At 65.9% G+C, this 16,001-nt stretch carries 14 protein-coding genes; 9 read left to right on the top strand and 5 right to left on the bottom strand.

Features of this window, described 5'->3' with window-relative positions; all coding sequences use genetic code 11:
- Nucleotides 1–11: 11 nt before the first annotated feature.
- The 3 genes from NUV79_RS08760 to NUV79_RS08750 are packed head-to-tail and all read left to right on the top strand — an operon-like array spanning nt 12 to nt 2,701.
- The gene (locus NUV79_RS08760) at nt 12–1,127 is read left to right on the top strand and encodes an aminotransferase class I/II-fold pyridoxal phosphate-dependent enzyme (RefSeq protein WP_257732690.1); all 1,116 of its coding nucleotides are present in this window, start codon (nt 12–14) and stop codon (nt 1,125–1,127) included.
- 10 nt (nt 1,128–1,137) lie between these two features.
- Nucleotides 1,138–1,755 (top strand): helix-turn-helix transcriptional regulator, encoded by a 618-nt coding sequence (locus tag NUV79_RS08755; protein ID WP_257732689.1) that lies wholly within the window; start codon nt 1,138–1,140, stop codon nt 1,753–1,755.
- Complete coding sequence (locus NUV79_RS08750) at nt 1,748–2,701, top strand: Rossmann-fold NAD(P)-binding domain-containing protein (RefSeq protein ID WP_257732688.1); 954 nt, start codon at nt 1,748–1,750, stop codon at nt 2,699–2,701. The genes NUV79_RS08755 and NUV79_RS08750 overlap by 8 nt, the downstream gene beginning before the upstream one ends.
- Nucleotides 2,702–2,823: 122 nt before the next feature.
- On the opposite strand, the gene NUV79_RS08745 is transcribed toward NUV79_RS08750, so the two are convergent.
- The gene (locus NUV79_RS08745; RefSeq protein WP_257732687.1) at nt 2,824–3,933 is read right to left on the bottom strand and encodes an aminotransferase class I/II-fold pyridoxal phosphate-dependent enzyme; all 1,110 of its coding nucleotides are present in this window, start codon (nt 3,931–3,933) and stop codon (nt 2,824–2,826) included.
- A 278-nt stretch (nt 3,934–4,211) separates the two neighbouring features.
- On the opposite strand from NUV79_RS08745, the gene NUV79_RS08740 reads away from it, so the two are divergent.
- A complete protein-coding gene (locus tag NUV79_RS08740) occupies nt 4,212–4,490 on the top strand; it encodes a hypothetical protein (RefSeq protein ID WP_257732686.1) in 279 nt (92 codons plus the stop codon).
- Nucleotides 4,491–4,576: 86 nt separating this feature from the next.
- On the opposite strand, the gene NUV79_RS08735 is transcribed toward NUV79_RS08740, so the two are convergent.
- Nucleotides 4,577–5,998, bottom strand: coding sequence for an amidohydrolase (locus NUV79_RS08735; protein ID WP_257732685.1), 1,422 nt, complete (start codon nt 5,996–5,998; stop codon nt 4,577–4,579).
- 344 nt (nt 5,999–6,342) lie between these two features.
- Here NUV79_RS08735 and NUV79_RS08730 point away from each other — a divergent pair, with 344 nt between their 5' ends.
- Together NUV79_RS08730 and NUV79_RS08725 are read left to right on the top strand one after the other, a co-directional pair.
- Nucleotides 6,343–7,044 carry an invasion associated locus B family protein gene (locus NUV79_RS08730; protein ID WP_257732684.1) on the top strand — a complete coding sequence of 234 codons (702 nt, stop codon included), beginning with the start codon at nt 6,343–6,345 and terminating at the stop codon, nt 7,042–7,044.
- A 158-nt stretch (nt 7,045–7,202) separates the two neighbouring features.
- Nucleotides 7,203–9,602 carry a transketolase-like TK C-terminal-containing protein gene (locus tag NUV79_RS08725; protein ID WP_257732683.1) on the top strand — a complete coding sequence of 800 codons (2,400 nt, stop codon included), beginning with the start codon at nt 7,203–7,205 and terminating at the stop codon, nt 9,600–9,602.
- A gap of 210 nt (nt 9,603–9,812) precedes the next feature.
- Here NUV79_RS08725 and NUV79_RS08720 read toward each other — a convergent pair whose 3' ends face one another.
- On the bottom strand, nt 9,813–10,118 hold the full coding sequence (locus NUV79_RS08720) for a hypothetical protein (RefSeq protein ID WP_257732682.1): 306 nt from the start codon (nt 10,116–10,118) through the stop codon (nt 9,813–9,815).
- A gap of 89 nt (nt 10,119–10,207) precedes the next feature.
- A complete protein-coding gene (locus tag NUV79_RS08715; RefSeq protein ID WP_257732681.1) occupies nt 10,208–11,287 on the bottom strand; it encodes a hypothetical protein in 1,080 nt (359 codons plus the stop codon).
- A gap of 480 nt (nt 11,288–11,767) precedes the next feature.
- Between NUV79_RS08715 and NUV79_RS08710 the strand changes: the two genes are divergently transcribed.
- Together NUV79_RS08710 and NUV79_RS08705 are read left to right on the top strand one after the other, a co-directional pair.
- A complete protein-coding gene (locus tag NUV79_RS08710; RefSeq protein ID WP_257732680.1) occupies nt 11,768–12,802 on the top strand; it encodes an aspartate-semialdehyde dehydrogenase in 1,035 nt (344 codons plus the stop codon).
- Between the two features lie 147 nt (nt 12,803–12,949).
- Nucleotides 12,950–13,882 (top strand): DMT family transporter, encoded by a 933-nt coding sequence (locus tag NUV79_RS08705; protein ID WP_257732679.1) that lies wholly within the window; start codon nt 12,950–12,952, stop codon nt 13,880–13,882.
- A 3-nt stretch (nt 13,883–13,885) separates the two neighbouring features.
- Here NUV79_RS08705 and NUV79_RS08700 read toward each other — a convergent pair whose 3' ends face one another.
- Entirely contained in the window at nt 13,886–14,554 is a 669-nt protein-coding gene (locus NUV79_RS08700) for a TetR/AcrR family transcriptional regulator (protein ID WP_257732678.1), read from the bottom strand.
- A 148-nt stretch (nt 14,555–14,702) separates the two neighbouring features.
- On the opposite strand from NUV79_RS08700, the gene NUV79_RS08695 reads away from it, so the two are divergent.
- Nucleotides 14,703–15,905 carry an HlyD family secretion protein gene (locus tag NUV79_RS08695; RefSeq protein ID WP_257732677.1) on the top strand — a complete coding sequence of 401 codons (1,203 nt, stop codon included), beginning with the start codon at nt 14,703–14,705 and terminating at the stop codon, nt 15,903–15,905.
- Nucleotides 15,906–16,001 lie beyond the last annotated feature (96 nt).

Raw genomic sequence — 16,001 nt, 5'->3', positions numbered from 1 at the left:
GGATGGGCAGCATGAAGATCGAAGAATTCACACTGGAGCGGATCCAGTCGCTCTACGAGAACACCGTCGAGTTCAATCTCTCCGATAGCGGCGTCCATCCCTATTCGCTGAACGAGCTGCTCAGCGCGGAGCAGCGCGCCAAGCTGATGGAGGTCGAGCTCGGCTATGGCTGGACCAATGGCGCGGTCGAATTGCGCGAGGACATCGCCAAGCTCTACCGCAACCGGACCTCGGACGAGGTGATCGTCACCAACGGCTCGGCAGAAGCCAATTTCCTGATGGTGATGTCGCTGATCGAGCCGGGCGACGAGATCGTCGTCTTCGTGCCGAACTACCTGCAGATCTGGGGCTGGGCTCGGGCGATCGGCGCCACCGTCAAAGAGGTGAAGCTGCGCGAGGAGCTGGGTTGGACGCCCGATCTCGATGAGGTCCGCCGGGCGATCACGCCCCGCACCAAGCTGATGACGATCTGCAACCCGAACAATCCGACTGGCAGCCTGCTTTCGCGCGAGACCATGGACGCGCTGGTCGCGATCGCCCGGGCGCAGGGCTGCTATCTCCATGCCGACGAGGTCTACAAGGGCGCCGAGCTCGAAACCGACGAGCCGCCCAGCTTCGCCGATCTCTACGAGAAGGCGATCATCACCAGCGGGCTCTCCAAGGCGATGGCGCTGCCCGGCCTGCGCATCGGCTGGCTGGTCGGGCCGGCCAGGGACATCTATACTGCCTGGCAGAACAAGGACTACACCTCGATCACGACGAGCGCGCTGAGCGAGCATATCGCCCGCATCGTGGTGCAGCCGGCCAAGCGCGCCGAAATCCTGCAGCGGAGCAAGACCATCCTGCGGGAGAATCTCGCGCTGCTGACGAACTGGGTGAAGGCGAACGACGAGTTCTTTTCCTTCGTGCCGCCCAAGGCCGGCGGCATGGCCTTCATCCGGTACAGCCACTCGATGAACTCGACCGAACTCGTCCACCGGTTGCGCGAGGAGCGCGGGATCATGCTGCTGCCGGGCGATGTCTACGGGCTCGACGGCTATATCCGCATCGGCATCGGCGCGCCGGGCCACCATCTTTCGGCAGGTCTGGAACGCTTGAGCGATTATCTCAAGTCGCAGCCGCGCTGACGGAGCGGGCATGACGCCGGAACTCGCCCCCTATCTGCCGGTCTGCGATGCGGTGGCACTGCTGTTCCGGCCGCATGCCGAGGTCGTGCTGCACGATCTCGGCTCGCAGAGCGTCGTGCATATCGCCGGCAATTTCTCGCAGCGCGTGCTCGGCGAGCCGTCCCTGCTCGACGAGATCGGCTTCGATCCGAACGAGACGATCATCGGCCCCTATGAGAAGGTGAACTGGGACGGGCGGCGGCTGAAATCGATCAGCATCGTGCTCTCAGTCGGGGCCAAGGCGATCGGCGTGCTCTGCATCAATGTCGACGTCTCGCAATTCCACGCGCTGATGCAGACGCTTTCTGCCTTGGCGACCGTGCCGACCGGCGTCGAGAAGCCGCAGGCCTTGTTCAAGGAAGACTGGCACGAGCGCATCAACGAGTTCGTGCAGCAATGGACGCAAAGCCGCGGCCTCGCGGTGACCAGCCTCAGCCGGGCCGAGAAGCGCGAGCTGGTGGCTGATCTCGCGGCCAATGGCGCCTTCGGCGGGCGCAATGCCGCCGCCTATATCTCGCGCATCCTCGGGCTCGCCCGCGCGACCGTCTACAACTATCTCAACCAGGCCAACGAGACCCCGGATGCTTGACCTGTCGCGTGCGGAGATCGAGGCCGCCGTCGATCTCGACCGGGCCTTCATCGCGCTGGAGGAGGGGTTCAAGGCCGCGGCTGCGGGGCAGGTGCAGATGCCGCCGGTCGGCTATCTCGGCTTCCCCGCGCATAACGGCGACTGCCATATCAAGTTCGGCCATATCGCCGGCGATGCCATCTTCGTCGTGAAGATCGCGACGGGGTTCTATGACAATCCCGCCAAGGGCCTGCCCACGACGAGCGGGATGATGATCGCGTTTTCGGCCGAGACCGGCGCGGTGGTCGCGATCCTGCGCGATGAGGGCTGGCTCACCGATCTCCGGACGGCGCTGGCCGGCGCCATTGCGACGCGGGCCGGCATGCGGGCCGATGCGCGCCGAATCGGGATTGTCGGCGCCGGCACGCAGGCGCGTTTCCAGATCCGCGCCGCCGCGCATCTGCTGCGCGGTCGCGAGCCGCTTTTCGCGGTCTGGGCGCGCTCATCGGAAAAGCTGGAGGCGCTGCGGCGTGATCTCGAAGGCGAAGGTATCGTTATCGAGCCCGTGGCGGAACTGGAGGCGCTTTGCGCGCAGTCCGATGCGCTGATCACGGTGACGCCGGCTGCGGCGCCGATCATCCGCGACGATTGGATCAGGCCGGGGACGCATATCACCGCGCTCGGTGCCGATGCGCCGGGCAAGCAGGAACTGGATTCCGCGCTGGTCGCGCTCGCCGATGTCAGGATCGCGGATTCGCTGGAGCAGAGCCTCGACCATGGTGAATTCGCCGCCGCTGCGGCGGTCGGGCTGATCGATGCGGGTGACTGCGTCGAGCTGGGAGCGGTGCTCGCCGGCAACGTGCCGGCGCGGCGTTCGGACGACGACATCACCATCGCCGATCTCACGGGGATCGCGGTGCAGGACATCGCGATCGCACGGGTGGTGTTGGACGGGATCGGGCGCTGAACGGGACAAGGCGTCATTCTCGGGCTTGACCCGAGAACCTCATGAAAGAGAGGCACAGGAGCCTCCTTCGACAGGAGATGCTCGGGTCAAGCCCGAGCATGACGGCAAGGCGGGAAGGCTCCTCAGCCCTTCTGCCGCGCCAGAAACCGATCCATCCGCGCCAGGCCGTCGCGCAGCACCTCGGTCGGGACGCCGATGCCGATGCGGATGTGGTTCTCGATGCCGAACCAGCTACCGGCGACGACGAAGACGCTCTCCTCCTCGCGCAGCTTCTGCGAGAAGACCTCGGAAGACATATCGAGCGGATAGCGCAGGAAGGCCATGCCGCCGGCCTGCGGGCGCCGCCACGACCAGTTGTTATGCTGCGCCATCCATTGCGCCACGAGATCGGCATTGCTGCGCAGCAAATCGCGACTGCGCGCGAGCAGACGGCCGCGTGTTTCCGGGCGCATCACCTCTTCGGCGAGGATCTGGCTGAGGATGCCGCTGCCGATCGTGGTGTAATCCTGCCGCTCGGCCGCGGAGGCCACGACCTCGGCCGGCGCGACGATCCAGCCGAGGCGCAGGCCGGGGCAGGCGAAGGATTTCGACAGGCTCGATGTAATCACGACCTTGGGGTAGCTGCCCCAGAGCGTTTCCGTCTCGGCACCGTCGATCTCGCCGCCGCGGTAGATCTCGTCGACCATCAGCCAGGCGTCGTTGTGCTTCGCGGCTTCGATCAGGGCGGCGCGGCTCGCAGCCGAGAGCACGCTGCCGGTCGGGTTGGCCGGGTTGGTCACGGCGATCGCCTTGGCGCCTGTCGCGACCTTGGCGAGTTGAGCGGGATCGATCTGCCAGTCGCTGTCGCCCGACAATGCGAGCCGGCGGATATCGAAGCCGAGCGCGCGGCCAAGCCCGTCGATCTGCATGAAGTTCGGCAGGGCGAAGACCAGGGAGTCGCCGGGCTCGAACAGCGCCATCAGCGCGATCATCGTCGCCTCGGAAGAGCCGTTGGTGACGAGCACGTTTGCGGCGGTGGCGCCGGGATACCAGGAGGCGATATTGGCCCGCAGATCGGGCCGGCCATCGGTCCAGCCATAGCCGAGCGGCTGTTTCAGCAGGTCGCGCGCAGCCTCTTCGCCCAGAATGTCCTCGACCGACCAGGGATGGACGCCGCTCTCGGTCAGGTTGATCTCGACGTCGTTCTCGAAGAGCGTCTGGTTCCGCTCCATCTGGAAAATGTCGAACTTCACGCGAGCCTCCCGCCTTGCGGCCTGTGGCTTGCCGTCGGGGCGGCAAGGCTGTGCCGGCCATCTGTGCAGGCGGGGAGGGAGCGGGTCAAGGCAAATTTGGACAATAAGTCCAATTTGGATTTTATGTTTATCCGACCTGTTTGTCCGGCTTCGTAGCGCGCTCGTCACATGGAATTTCGATGGTGAGGGGGCGACCTATCCGGCTGCGGATTTTCTCTTTGCCTTGCCGGGAACCGAGGCCGCCCTATATCCGTTGGCCAGCCATGTTTGAATCGCCGATGCCTAGCTCGAATTTCCGCTTCCCCGGTGTGCTGAACTCCCAGGAACTGCTCGTCGCCGAAGCCGTCCAGGCCAGGGCCTGGGCTGCGATCGGGCATGACGACAGGCTCGACACCGAGCTGGAGACCGAAGCCCGCGACCGGCTCGGTCGGATCATCCTGCGCCTGATGTCGAACGCCTCCGACTCGGTCTCGGACCTCACTTCGGCTGCCGTCGCCGAGTTCAAGGCGACCCGCCCGACGATCCGTGTCGAGCTGTCCGGACTACAGGGTGGCTAGCGCATTCCCCGAATAAGCCGGCCGGATGTGGGGGCTCTCCCGCGTCCGGCCGGCTGATCAAGCTTTGTCGCTTCTGGTCCGCCCGATCAATGCGCGGCCATGTCGAGCGGCGGCTCGACATCGTCAGTGATCGGGTTGGCGAAGGAATTCTTCGCGCGGAAGGCCGCGAACTCGTCCTTGGCTGCCTTGAGCAGGGCGGGGTCGTTCAGCACGTCGGAGGCGACGCCGGCCATCGCCTTGGCCGCGAGCGCGAGGCCCTTGTGGGCGGCCGGGGCGAGGCCCTGTGCGACCAGCTGCCAGGAATGGCCGGGCGTGCCGATCGCGTAGCAGGCGGTGCGGCACTGCACGGTCGGGACGACCCAGCTCACGGTGCCGACATCGGTCGAGCCGACCGAGGTGTCGTTGCCGGCGCCGAGCGGGTAGATCTCGTCGCTCAGCGCCTCGCCCTCCTTCGGCTTCAGGTCGAAGCGGCCATAGGCGGCGGCGATGTCCTGCGGGCTCAGCGTCTTCTGGAATTTTGCGGCGAAGGCATGGTCGGCGGCGTCGAAGCCGGGGCCGCCGAGCGCCAGCAGGTTGGCCTGCATCGTCTCTTCCAGCGGGCGGTTGCCGACGAGATTGGCGTCGCCCGAGAGCTGCTTGATCGCGACTGTGGTCTCGCTCATCAGGGCCGCACCCTCGGCGATCTTCTTCACGCGGGCGACGAGCTCCCACATCTCGGAGAGCGTGGCGGCGCGGATGAGCTGGCGGGTCGTCGCGGTGGCCTGCACGACATTGGGGGCGATGCCGCCGGCATTGATGATCGCGTAGTGCACGCGCGCCGTCGAAGGCATGTGCTCGCGCATGTAGTTGACGCCGATATGCATCAGCTCGACCGCATCGAGCGCAGAGCGGCCGAGATGCGGCGCCGCAGCGGCATGCGAGGCGCGGCCGGAGAAGGTGAACTCGATCTCGACGCAGGCGAGCGAGAAGGCGCGGTTGACGCCGTTGAACGAGGCCGGGTGCCAGCACAGGGCGATATCGACATCGTCGAAGGCGCCGGCGCGGACCATGAAGCCCTTGGCCGAGCCGCCTTCCTCAGCGGGGCAACCATAGTAGCGCACGCGGCCCTTGAGTCCGTTGGCGGCGAGATAGTCCTTCACCGCGGCGGCGGCGAGCAGCGAGGCGGAGCCCAGCATGTTATGGCCGCAGCCATGGCCGTTGCCGCCCCTCTCGACCGGGGTCTCGGTCGCGTTACCGGCCTCCTGGCTCAGGCCCGGCAGGGCGTCGAATTCGCCCATGATCGCGATGACCGGGCCGCCTTCGCCGGCCTCGCCGACGACCGCTGTGGGAATGCCGGCGACGCCGGTCGTCACCCGAAAACCCTCGCTCTCCAACATGGCGCCGTGTTCGGCGGCCGAGCGGACCTCCTGATAGTTCAGCTCGGGCATGTGCCAGATGCGGTCGGAGAGCCCGAAATAGGCTGGGGCCTTGTCGTCGACCCGACGCCAGACATCCTTGCTGTTGCTCATGGGTAGGTTCCTCCTGCGCGGGTCGTGCGGCCCGATTCCGTGCCGGTTTCTGACATGCGGGGCGGGGCGCTCACAAGCAGGCCGGCGGCAGGGTTCGCCTGCGCGGACAGCAGAGGTCAGGCGTCTCTAAGGATTTTACAGCCGCAAGATCGAGCTTCGGATGCCTCACTCGAAGCAGGCTCTCGATGAAGCGAATACTTTCAGTTTGAAATGATTCTATTGTTGATCTCGCTGAGCATTCGATCTCTGAAATCATCTATTTCGGCGAGGCAGCGTTTTCGTGCTTTCTCTCCGGAGTGGTTTCTGCGATAGGGCGAGCCATATCTTCATACGACAGCGCTGACATGAAACATCATTCCTTCCGCACCGCCTCCCTCGCCGCCGTTCTCGCGCTCGGCTCCTTCGCGTCGCCGGCTGTGCATGCGCAGGAAGAACCGGCGGAGCAGCCGGCCGCAGCTACGCCGCAACGAGCTGCCCCCCGTCCGGCGCCCAAGCCCGCTCCGAAGCCCGCGCCCAAGCCGGCCCAGCCCGTCGCGCAGGCGCCGGCCTCTCCGGCTGCGCCGAGCGTCAGCCAGCCTGCGGCCCCAGCCGCGACGCTGCCGAACGGTGCCACTGCGATCAACGAGACCTATGGCGACTGGACCGTCGATTGCCGCATCGTCGAGCGGCAGCGGCTCTGCGTGCTCCTGCAGTCGCAGGGCAACAGCCAGACCGGCCAGCGCGTCTTCGCCATCGAGTTGCGCGCGCCGAGGGATGGGCGCGCCGAGGGTACGATCCTGTTCCCGCACGGGATGAAGCTGGAGAATGGCGCCGTTCTCAGGCTTGACGACAAGGATCTCGGACAAGGCCTGCGCTTCTCGACCTGCCTGGCGCAGGGCTGCCTGCTGCCGATCTCGTTCCCGACTGTGGCGACCGATGCGATGAAGGCCGGCAAGGCGCTGACGGTCGCGGCGCTGAACCTATCGAATAACGAGCCGGTCTCGTTCAACGTCTCGCTGAGCGGCTTCGCTGCAGCTCTCGACCGGATCGCCCAGATCGACAAGTAGCCGGCAACCGGCCCGGCTGTCCGATTGGTGGTTTTCCTCGCCCGGCCGCCGTGCCGTAGCGGAAATCACCAAAGCCGGCTGGCGCCGCACAGAAATTTGGCTCGTTCTGCCAGTGCTTCCGTGCATGATCGGCGGCACTGGGAGTTCGGGCCAATTTCATGACAACAGATCCGCGCCTGCCGTTTCTCGCTGAGCTGGAGAAGAAGATCCTCTGGCTGGCCTCGTGGACGATCCACAACGCCAACCATATCCGTCAGAACGAGGACGGAATGAAGGTGGGCGGGCATCAGGCCTCCTCGGCCTCGCTCGCCACGATCATGACGGCGCTTTACATGGCCGCGCTGAAGCCGCAGGACCGGGTGGCGGTGAAGCCGCATGCCTCGCCGATCTTCCACGCCATCAACTACCTGATGGGCTTGCAGACCCGCGAGAAGCTGGAAAACTTCCGCGGCTACAAGGGTGCGCAAAGCTATCCCTCGCGCACCAAGGATATCGACGACGTCGATTTCTCGACCGGCTCGGTCGGCCTCGGCGTTGCGCAGACTTTGTTCTCCTCGCTGACGCAGGATTACGTGAAGGCGCATGGCTGGGCGAAGGACCGGCCGGAAGGCCGCATGGTCTCGCTGATCGGCGATGCCGAGCTCGACGAGGGCAATATCTTCGAGGCCCTGATGGAGGGCTGGAAGCACGGGCTGCGCAATACCTGGTGGATCATCGACTATAACCGCCAGTCGCTCGACGCCGTCATCCGCGAGGGGCTCTACGACCGCTTCGAGACGATGTTCCGCAATTTCGGCTGGGACGTCGTCACATTGAAATACGGCTCGCTCCAGCAGGCCGCCTTCAAGGAAAAGGGCGGCGAACGGCTGAAGGCCTGGATCGATTCCTGCCCGAACCAGCTCTATTCGGCGCTGACCTTCCAGGGCGGCGCGGCCTGGCGCAAGCGCCTGATGGACGATCTCGGCGACCAGGGGCCGGTGACCACGCTGATCGAGAAGCGCTCCGATGCCGAGCTCTCGAAGCTGATGTGCAATCTCGGCGGCCACGACCTGCCGTCGATCCTCGAGGCCTTCGAGGTGATCGACCATGACCGGCCGGTCTGCTTTCTCGCCTATACGGTGAAGGGTTTCGGGCTGCCGATCGCCGGGCACAAGGACAACCATGCCGGGCTGATGACCAAGGAGCAGCTCGACGGCTTCCGCAAGGCGAATAATATCCGCCCCGGCCATGAATGGGACCTGTTCGAGGGCCTTGGCCTGTCCGAGAGCGAGATGCGCGCCTTCCTCGACAAGGTGCCGTTCTTCTCGCAGGGGCGGCGGCGCTTCTCGGCCCCCAAGCTGCCGGTTCCGGAGAAGCTGGAGGCCGGCATCCAGCCGTCGATGTCCACCCAGATGGGCTTCGGCAAGGTGCTGGACGATCTCGCCAAGACGGGCGGGCCGCTTGCGGACCGTATCGTGACGACGGCGCCGGACGTCACCGTCTCGACCAATCTCGGGCCCTGGGTGAACCGGCGCGGGCTCTTCGCCAAGGCGTCGATGGCCGACACCTTCAAGGACGAGCGCATTCCCTCGATGCAGAAATGGGAATTCTCGCCGAAGGGGCAGCATGTCGAGCTCGGCATCGCCGAGATGAACCTGTTCATCAACCTCTCGGCGCTCGGCCTGTCGCATTCGATCTTCGGCGAGCGCCTGATTCCGATCGGTACGCTCTACGATCCGTTCATCTCGCGCGGGCTCGATGCGCTGAACTATGCCTGCTACCAGGATGCGCGCTTCATGGTGGTGGCGACGCCGTCAGGCGTGACGCTGGCGCCGGAAGGCGGGGCGCATCAGTCGATTGCGACGCCCTTGATCGGCATGAGCCAGGACGGGCTCTGCTCCTTCGAGCCGGCTTTCGTCGATGAGCTTGCCGTGATGATGCGCTGGTCCTTCGACTACATGCAGCGCGACGGCGAGGGCGACCCCGACGAGCGCACCTGGCTGCGCGACGAGACCGGGGGCTCGGTCTATCTGCGCCTCTCGACACGGCAGGTCGAGCAGCCGAGCCGTGCTATGACGCCGGAATTGGAGCGCGCCATCATCGATGGCGCCTATTGGCTGAGGAAGCCGGGGCCGAACGCATCGGTCGTGATCGCCTTTACCGGCGCGGTGGCGCCCGAGGCGATCGAGGCGGTCGGGTTGCTTAGCGAGGACCGGCGCGATGTCGGCCTGCTCGCGATCACCTCGGCGGACCGGCTCAATGCCGGCTGGCAGGCGGCGGAGCGGGCGCGCCAGCGCGGCAATGTCGAGGCGACGAGCCATGTCGAGCGGCTGCTCGGCGAACTCTCGCGCGATTGCGGCATCGTCTCGGTGCTGGACGGGCATCCGGCGACGCTAGCCTGGCTTGGCAGCGTGCATGGCCACAGGCAGAAGGCGCTTGGCGTCGAGCATTTCGGCCAGACCGGCACGGTGGCGGACCTCTACCGGCATTTCGGTATCGATGCTAACGCGATCGTGCATGCGGCGAACGCGGCGGCGCCGGGGCGGCCGGTGCGTTATCTCAGGGCGCTGCCGGAGTAAGGGGCGCGACACGAAGGGGGCGCGTTAATGAAGGGTGTCATCCCGCACGCGCTGCGGCACGTGGTGCTGCTGCGCAGATGCGGGATCGCGCGACGAGAGGGCGCCTTTTCCTGAGAACGGTCCCGTGTCTGCGCAGCAGCGTTGCACGCTGCGGCGCAGACACGGGATGACAAGCGCCCTTCAAGAAGGTGCCCTTGACGAATGGGCTTCTCAGAAACGCGGCGTCGCGAAGGTATTTGCGAACGGGTTCACGCCCGCGCCGATACGCCCAGGCAGGGTGCCTTCGCCATAAAGCTCGCCCGTGCTGGCATAGACCGGCGAAGCCGACATGTGCTGGCTGGCATAGCGGTTCAGCGAGCCGACCGGCACGACATTGCCGGGATCGAGATAGCTGCGCTTCTGGACGGTGACGCGCAGCGGGCCGCGGCGGTTCTGTGCTTCGGCGATGCTGACCATCACGGTCGAGGCCGTCGCGGCGACGGCGAGGATGGCGGCAACGCGCTTGAACGACATCATGACGGCAATCTCCGGGAGCGGATCGATCCGCTCGATGTAAGCATCCAAAAACCGGTGCAAAGACTAGCACCGCGTCGTTAACAACTTTGTTAGCGCTCGCGACGGGGCTTTTTCGCACGACGCGGCCGAGATTCGGCTGCCGGCTCGGCGGTCGCGGTCTTCATGCGCAGGGCCGGCATCGTGCCATCAGCGTCAAGCCAGGAGACCTTGCGGCCGGTCGCCGCTAGGCGCGGCGTGGCGCAGCCCGGCTGACGCTTAAGCTCGCTGCGGGCGAAGGCGGCGCGCAGTTCGGGCTCGGCGCCGGCATTGGCGAGGTCGAGCCGGTCGATCAGGCAGGTCAGTTGCTTGCGGTCGCTGGGCTTGGCACCGGCGCACCACCAGCCGCTCATCGCGAAGGGAGCATCAGGTCCGACCGAGCGGAAGGCGAGGCAGGCGCGGGTTTCCGAACCGTCGCCGAGAACGATATCGGCGGTTTCGAGAGGGCCGAAGCGGGTCTCGATCGTGGCGGGCGTGCTGCCGCGCTCGACGGCGAGGCTGCGAAGTGCCGCCGCATGAACCAGCGCGACCGTGAAGGAGCCGGAATGGGCGGCGATGCCATCGCCCGTCTGCAGGCGCAGCAAGAGATGGGGGGCGGCGCCTGCGAAGGTGCCGAAGCTCAGGAGGTCTTCGCGCCGGCCGCCATCGCGGCTGCGACGAGCCTCGATCGCGGGAGCCTCGCGGCCAAGTTCGGGAGCTTCCAGATTGAAGATCGTGATCGGGCGGGTGATCGCGACCCAATCGGCCTCCGTGGTGGCGAGGAGCGGCTTGCGATTGACGGCGGCGTTCTGGGTGGTTGCCGCTGCCACGGGTGATGCCAGGCTGGCGAGCTGCGACTGGCCCTCGCCATTCCCGGACAGCGCTGTGACGAGCGCTGCCGTCAGGCTGATGCCGCCGAGAGCTGCCGCGATCCGCCAGGCGAGGGCACCCGGCAAGCCCAGACCCCTGCGCGGCATGAGGCGGCGAAGAATATGGGAGACGGTGCGGAAGCCGCTCTCGATCCGGTCGACGCAGGTGATGAGCGCCGGGACGAGATCGATGGCTGCGACCCTTGCCCAGATGACGCGGCATCCGGCGCCGGCAACGGACAAGCCCTGCCGCAATTGCTGCGACAGGGACCGCAACCGGTCCATCAATTCCTCCGAACGCAAACGCAACCCGTCACTCCCGCGCGGCGCAAGGCCGGCCGTGCCATCGATCGTCAGGCGGGCAGGCTGGACGCTGAGAGTCGCCGCCGGGTTACCGGCGCCGGGCGATCGGCCGGCAAAGTGAACAGGAGGTCAACGGGCAGGGTTAATGCGCGGACCGGGCACCACTATGAGGAGGAGATTGACATTTCGGCGTTCCCGGTGTTCTGACAAGGCGTGGCGCAAGGTTGTGCCGCCTAGCGAAGTTTTCAGCCCTTCGGGATTGGCTCTGTGACTGTCCGTCTGACGACGACGAAACTCACGACCAAAACGACGACCGGGAAAACCGGCCTGTCGCGCTGACGCTTCGCCTCGGTTCCGGGTCCATCTCCCCCCGGCGGGGAGAGATCGCCGAACCCGCCCGAACCGGTGCGGGGCGGCCCCCAAAGGGAGACCAGAACCGCCTTATCCGCAAAGGATCACATCATGAGCTTCAAGGTCGCAGTCGTCGGAGCAACCGGCAATGTAGGCCGCGAGATGCTGGACATTCTCGCCGAGCGCGCCTTCCCCGTCGGCGAGGTCGTGGCGCTCGCCTCGTCGCGCTCGGTCGGCACCGAGGTTTCCTTCGGCGACAAGACGCTGAAGTGCAAGGCCCTGGAACATTATGATTTCTCCGACACCGATATCTGCCTGATGTCGGCCGGCGGCGACGTCTCGAAGGCCTGGTCGCCGAAGATCGGCGCGCAGGGCTGCGTCGTCATCGACAATTCCTCGGCCTTCCGCATGCATCCCGACGTGCCGCTGATCGTGCCGGAGGTGAATGCCGCCGCTGCTGCGGGCTTCACCAAGATGAACATCATCGCCAACCCGAACTGCTCGACCGCGCAGCTCGTCGTGGCGCTGAAGCCGCTGCACGACAAGTTCGGCATCAAGCGCGTCGTCGTCTCGACCTACCAGTCGGTTTCCGGCGCCGGCAAGGAAGGCATGGACGAACTGTTCAACCAGACCCGCGCCGTGTTCTCGGCCGGCGAGGTCACCACCAAGAAGTTCCCGAAGCGCATCTCCTTCAACCTCATTCCGCATATCGACGTCTTCATGGAGGACGGCTTCACCAAGGAAGAGTGGAAGATGGTGGTCGAGACCAAGAAGATCCTCGACAAGAAGATCAAGCTGACCGCGACCTGCGTGCGCGTGCCGGTCTTCATCGGCCATTCCGAGAGCGTGAACATCGAGTGCGAGAAGCCGATCACCGCCGACGAGGCGCGCGAGGTGCTGCGCACCGCGCCGGGCATCCTCGTGATCGACAAGCACGAGCCCGGTGGCTACATCACCCCGCATGAGGCGGCCGGCGAGGACGCGACCTATATCTCGCGCATCCGCGAAGACTCGACCGTCGAGAACGGCCTCGCCTTCTGGTGCGTGTCGGACAACCTGCGCAAGGGCGCGGCGCTCAACGCGGTGCAGATCGCCGAGGTGCTGGTCAACCGCAAGCTGATCCAGCCGCGCAAGCAGGCCGCCTGAGGTAAGCAACGCGATCCGACCCTGTCCGGAAACCGGGCAGGGTTACCGGCAATGCCCACACGCATGGGCGGGCGACCGTCTTTGCGTGTGGCTATGCCGGACAAAACGGCTAAGGCTTGAGCAGTCCTTGCGCGCGAACATTAGCCATTGCCCAACGCCCCCCTTCCTGAACCGCCGGTCGTTCCTTCGCAGGAAGGCAGGCCGCTGCGCATCGATAATTCCGCGCGCGGCATCGCGCTTCTGCTGCTCTCATCGATTTTCATGTGCAGCGGCGACATCGCCTCCAAATATCTCGCGACCACCTTGCCCGCGCTCCAGATCACCTGGATGCGCTACGGCACCTTCGCCGCGATCATGCTCGTCACCATCAGCTTCACCGGCGGCTTCCGCAGGATGAAGACAAGCCGGCCCGGCCTGCAGGTGCTGCGGGCCCTGGGCGTCACCATCTCCTCGATTCTCTTCGTGGCCGGGCTGCACGACCTGCCGATGGCTGACGCGACCGCCACCTCCTTCGTCTCGCCGCTTTTCGTGACGGCCCTCTCCATTCCCATCCTCGGCGAAATCGTCGGCTGGCGGCGCTGGCTTGCCACGATCGTCGGGCTGATCGGCGTGCTGGTCGTGGTGCGTCCCGGCGGCGACGGCTTTCATGGCGCCTCGCTTTTCGTGCTCGGGTCGTCGTTCTTCTGGGCGTTTTCGCTGATCGTCACCCGGATGATGAGCCGCACCGAGATACCGGTGGTAACGCTGGCCTATTCCGCCACGATCGGCTTCCTCCTGCTCTCGCTGGCCGTGCCTTTCAGCTGGCAGGCGCTCGATCTCAAGGCGGTGCTGATCGGCCTCTTCATCGGCGGCATCTCGACGATCGGGCACATCTTCCTGATCCAGGCCTTCCGCTACGCGGATGCCTCGCTGCTGGCGCCCTTCTCCTATTCGCAGCTGCTCTGGTCCTCGATCTTCGGCTATCTGGTCTTCGCCGCGATCCCGGATATCTGGACCTATGTCGGGGCGGCGATCATCGCGGCTTCGGGCCTCTATACCGCCCATCGCGAGCGTATCCGCGCCCGGCAGGTCGCGGGCTGAGGCTCAGTCCTGCGGCTTCACGCCGTAGCGCGCCATGAACATCGCCATGGCCGAAGCGACGACGCGCTCGATCTCCTCGTCGCTCGGCGCGGTGCGGACGGCATTGAACAGGCGCGGGCGGGTCAGGGTCGACTGGCAGAGATCGAGGAACTGGACGGCGGCAAGATAGGTGTCGTCGATCGCGAGCTTGCCCTCGGCCACCATGCGGTCGAGATAGCCCGCGATCAGCTTGGAGCCCAGCATCGGGCCGTTCTCGTAGAAGCCGCGACCGAGGTCCGGCATGCGCTCGGCAACGCCGATGACGACGCGGTGGGCGCTGACGGCAAGGTCGCCATTGATCATCCTGACGATGCAGCGGCCGAAGGTGGTCAGTGCGCGAACGGGATCGGAATCCTCGTTCAAGGCCTCGATCGCGCCGCGCTTCTGGGCTTCGCGCTCGCGCTGGATCAGCGCGACGAAGAGATGCTCCTTGTCCTCGAAATAGACATAGAGCGTGCCCTTCGAGACGTTCGCGGCGGCTGCGATATCGCTCATGCTGGCGGCGTCGAAGCCGCGCGAGGTGAAGATATGCAAGGCGCCGTCCAGGATCTGGCGGCGCTTGTCGGGATCGGTGCCGGCGATCCGGCGATTGCGGGGCCCCGTCTTTACCGGGCTTTCAGAGCTTTCCGACATCTCGTTCCGGCCCGGTCTGCGGGCTCTGCATGGCTGCTGCGAAAAAGAATCGAACCAATTGGTTCGATTTGACTTGATATGCATCATGCCCCGCGTTATTTCAAGTTCAATCGAACTGATTGGTTCGAATTGACATGCAGGACGCCCAATGTCTGCTGAAACCGCCACCGAACACCGCCGCGACCGGCTGAAGCTGGTCGATGCCAAGGCCGAGACCGCCCAGCCGGCGGCCGAACCTGCCACTGCCCGCGACGCGCAGGCGAAGAGCGCGCCACCCGAAACTGCCGAGACCAGGGCGAAATCCGGCAAGAGCCCGCTGAAGCGCGGCGCGCTGCTCGTCGTGGGTGCTGCCGTTATCGGCGCCGGGCTCTGGTACGGCGTCGACTGGTGGCGCAATGGCCGCTTCATCGTCTCGACCGACGACGCCTATGTCGGCGCCGAGATGGCGACCATTTCGGCGAAGCTCTCCGCCAATATCGCGACCGTCTCGGTGCGCCAGAACCAGGAGGTCAGGGCCGGGCAGCCGCTCGTCGCGCTCGACGATGGCGACTGGCGGATCGCGCTGGACAGCGCCCGTGCCAAGTCCGCGACGGCGCAGGCGACGCTCGCCCGCATCGACAGCCAGGTCGAGGCGGCGCGTGCCGCCCAGATGCAGGCGCAGGCGCAACAGAACTCGGCCGAGGCGGCAGTGACCCGCACGGCGGCGGATTTCGACCGCGCCAACAGCCTCGCCGCCAAGTCCTATGGTTCGCAGGCGACGCTCGATGCCGCGACTGCGGCGCGTGACCAGGCTGTCGCCGCAGTGGCGAGCGCCAAGGCCGGCGTCGTGCAGGCGCAGGCCAATATCAAGGTGCTGGAGGCGCAGCGCATCGAGGCAGCCCGCCAGATCGACGAGCTCAAGGTCGCCGAGCAGAAGGCCGAGCGTGATCTCTCCTTCATGAAGATCGCCGCGCCGATCGATGGCGTCATCGCCAACACCAACGTCCAGATCGGCGACCTCGTCGGCGCGGGCAAGCGCCTGATGTCGATCGTTCCGCTCGATCAGGTCTATGTCGACGCCAATTTCAAGGAGACGCAGGTTGGGCCGCTGAAGACCGGCGACAAGGCGAGCATCACCGTCGATGCCCTGCCGGGGCAGGTCTTCCACGGCACGGTCAGCGGGATCGCCGGCGGCACGGGCTCTGTGTTCACACTGCTGCCGCCCGATAACGCGACCGGCAATTTCACCAAGATCGTGCAACGCGTGCCCGTGCGCATCATGCTCGACAAGGACGCGGCGGCGAAGCACGTTCTGCGGCCCGGTATGTCGGTGGTGGTCTCGATCGATCCGCGACCGGCCGGCCAGCGTTGATCAGGCACCATTGATGAAGCGGGCCATCCCGCACGCGCTGCAGCGAGAAGCGCTGCTGCGCAGATGCGGGACCGCAGGACGAAATGTTATCGGCTC

It is taken from the genome of Allobosea sp. 47.2.35 (assembly GCF_024655635.1).
Classification (GTDB): domain Bacteria; phylum Pseudomonadota; class Alphaproteobacteria; order Rhizobiales; family Beijerinckiaceae; genus Allobosea.
The sequence above is the reverse complement of the archived record's forward strand: the minus strand, read 5'-3'. Positions and strand labels throughout refer to the sequence as shown.

Excerpts from the sequence above, each read along its gene's own strand:
- NUV79_RS08725 (WP_257732683.1), top strand. The coding sequence starts at position 7,203 with ATGACAACAGATCCGCGCCTGCCGTTTCTCGCTGAGCTGGAGAAGAAG.
- NUV79_RS08755 (WP_257732689.1), top strand. The coding sequence starts at position 1,138 with ATGACGCCGGAACTCGCCCCCTATCTGCCGGTCTGCGATGCGGTGGCA.
- NUV79_RS08740 (WP_257732686.1), top strand. The coding sequence starts at position 4,212 with ATGCCTAGCTCGAATTTCCGCTTCCCCGGTGTGCTGAACTCCCAGGAA.
- NUV79_RS08720 (WP_257732682.1), bottom strand. The coding sequence starts at position 10,118 with ATGATGTCGTTCAAGCGCGTTGCCGCCATCCTCGCCGTCGCCGCGACG.
- NUV79_RS08760 (WP_257732690.1), top strand. The coding sequence starts at position 12 with ATGAAGATCGAAGAATTCACACTGGAGCGGATCCAGTCGCTCTACGAG.
- NUV79_RS08735 (WP_257732685.1), bottom strand. The coding sequence starts at position 5,998 with ATGAGCAACAGCAAGGATGTCTGGCGTCGGGTCGACGACAAGGCCCCA.
- NUV79_RS08695 (WP_257732677.1), top strand. The coding sequence starts at position 14,703 with ATGTCTGCTGAAACCGCCACCGAACACCGCCGCGACCGGCTGAAGCTG.
- NUV79_RS08750 (WP_257732688.1), top strand. The coding sequence starts at position 1,748 with ATGCTTGACCTGTCGCGTGCGGAGATCGAGGCCGCCGTCGATCTCGAC.
- NUV79_RS08715 (WP_257732681.1), bottom strand. The coding sequence starts at position 11,287 with ATGGACCGGTTGCGGTCCCTGTCGCAGCAATTGCGGCAGGGCTTGTCC.
- NUV79_RS08730 (WP_257732684.1), top strand. The coding sequence starts at position 6,343 with ATGAAACATCATTCCTTCCGCACCGCCTCCCTCGCCGCCGTTCTCGCG.
- NUV79_RS08710 (WP_257732680.1), top strand. The coding sequence starts at position 11,768 with ATGAGCTTCAAGGTCGCAGTCGTCGGAGCAACCGGCAATGTAGGCCGC.
- NUV79_RS08700 (WP_257732678.1), bottom strand. The coding sequence starts at position 14,554 with ATGTCGGAAAGCTCTGAAAGCCCGGTAAAGACGGGGCCCCGCAATCGC.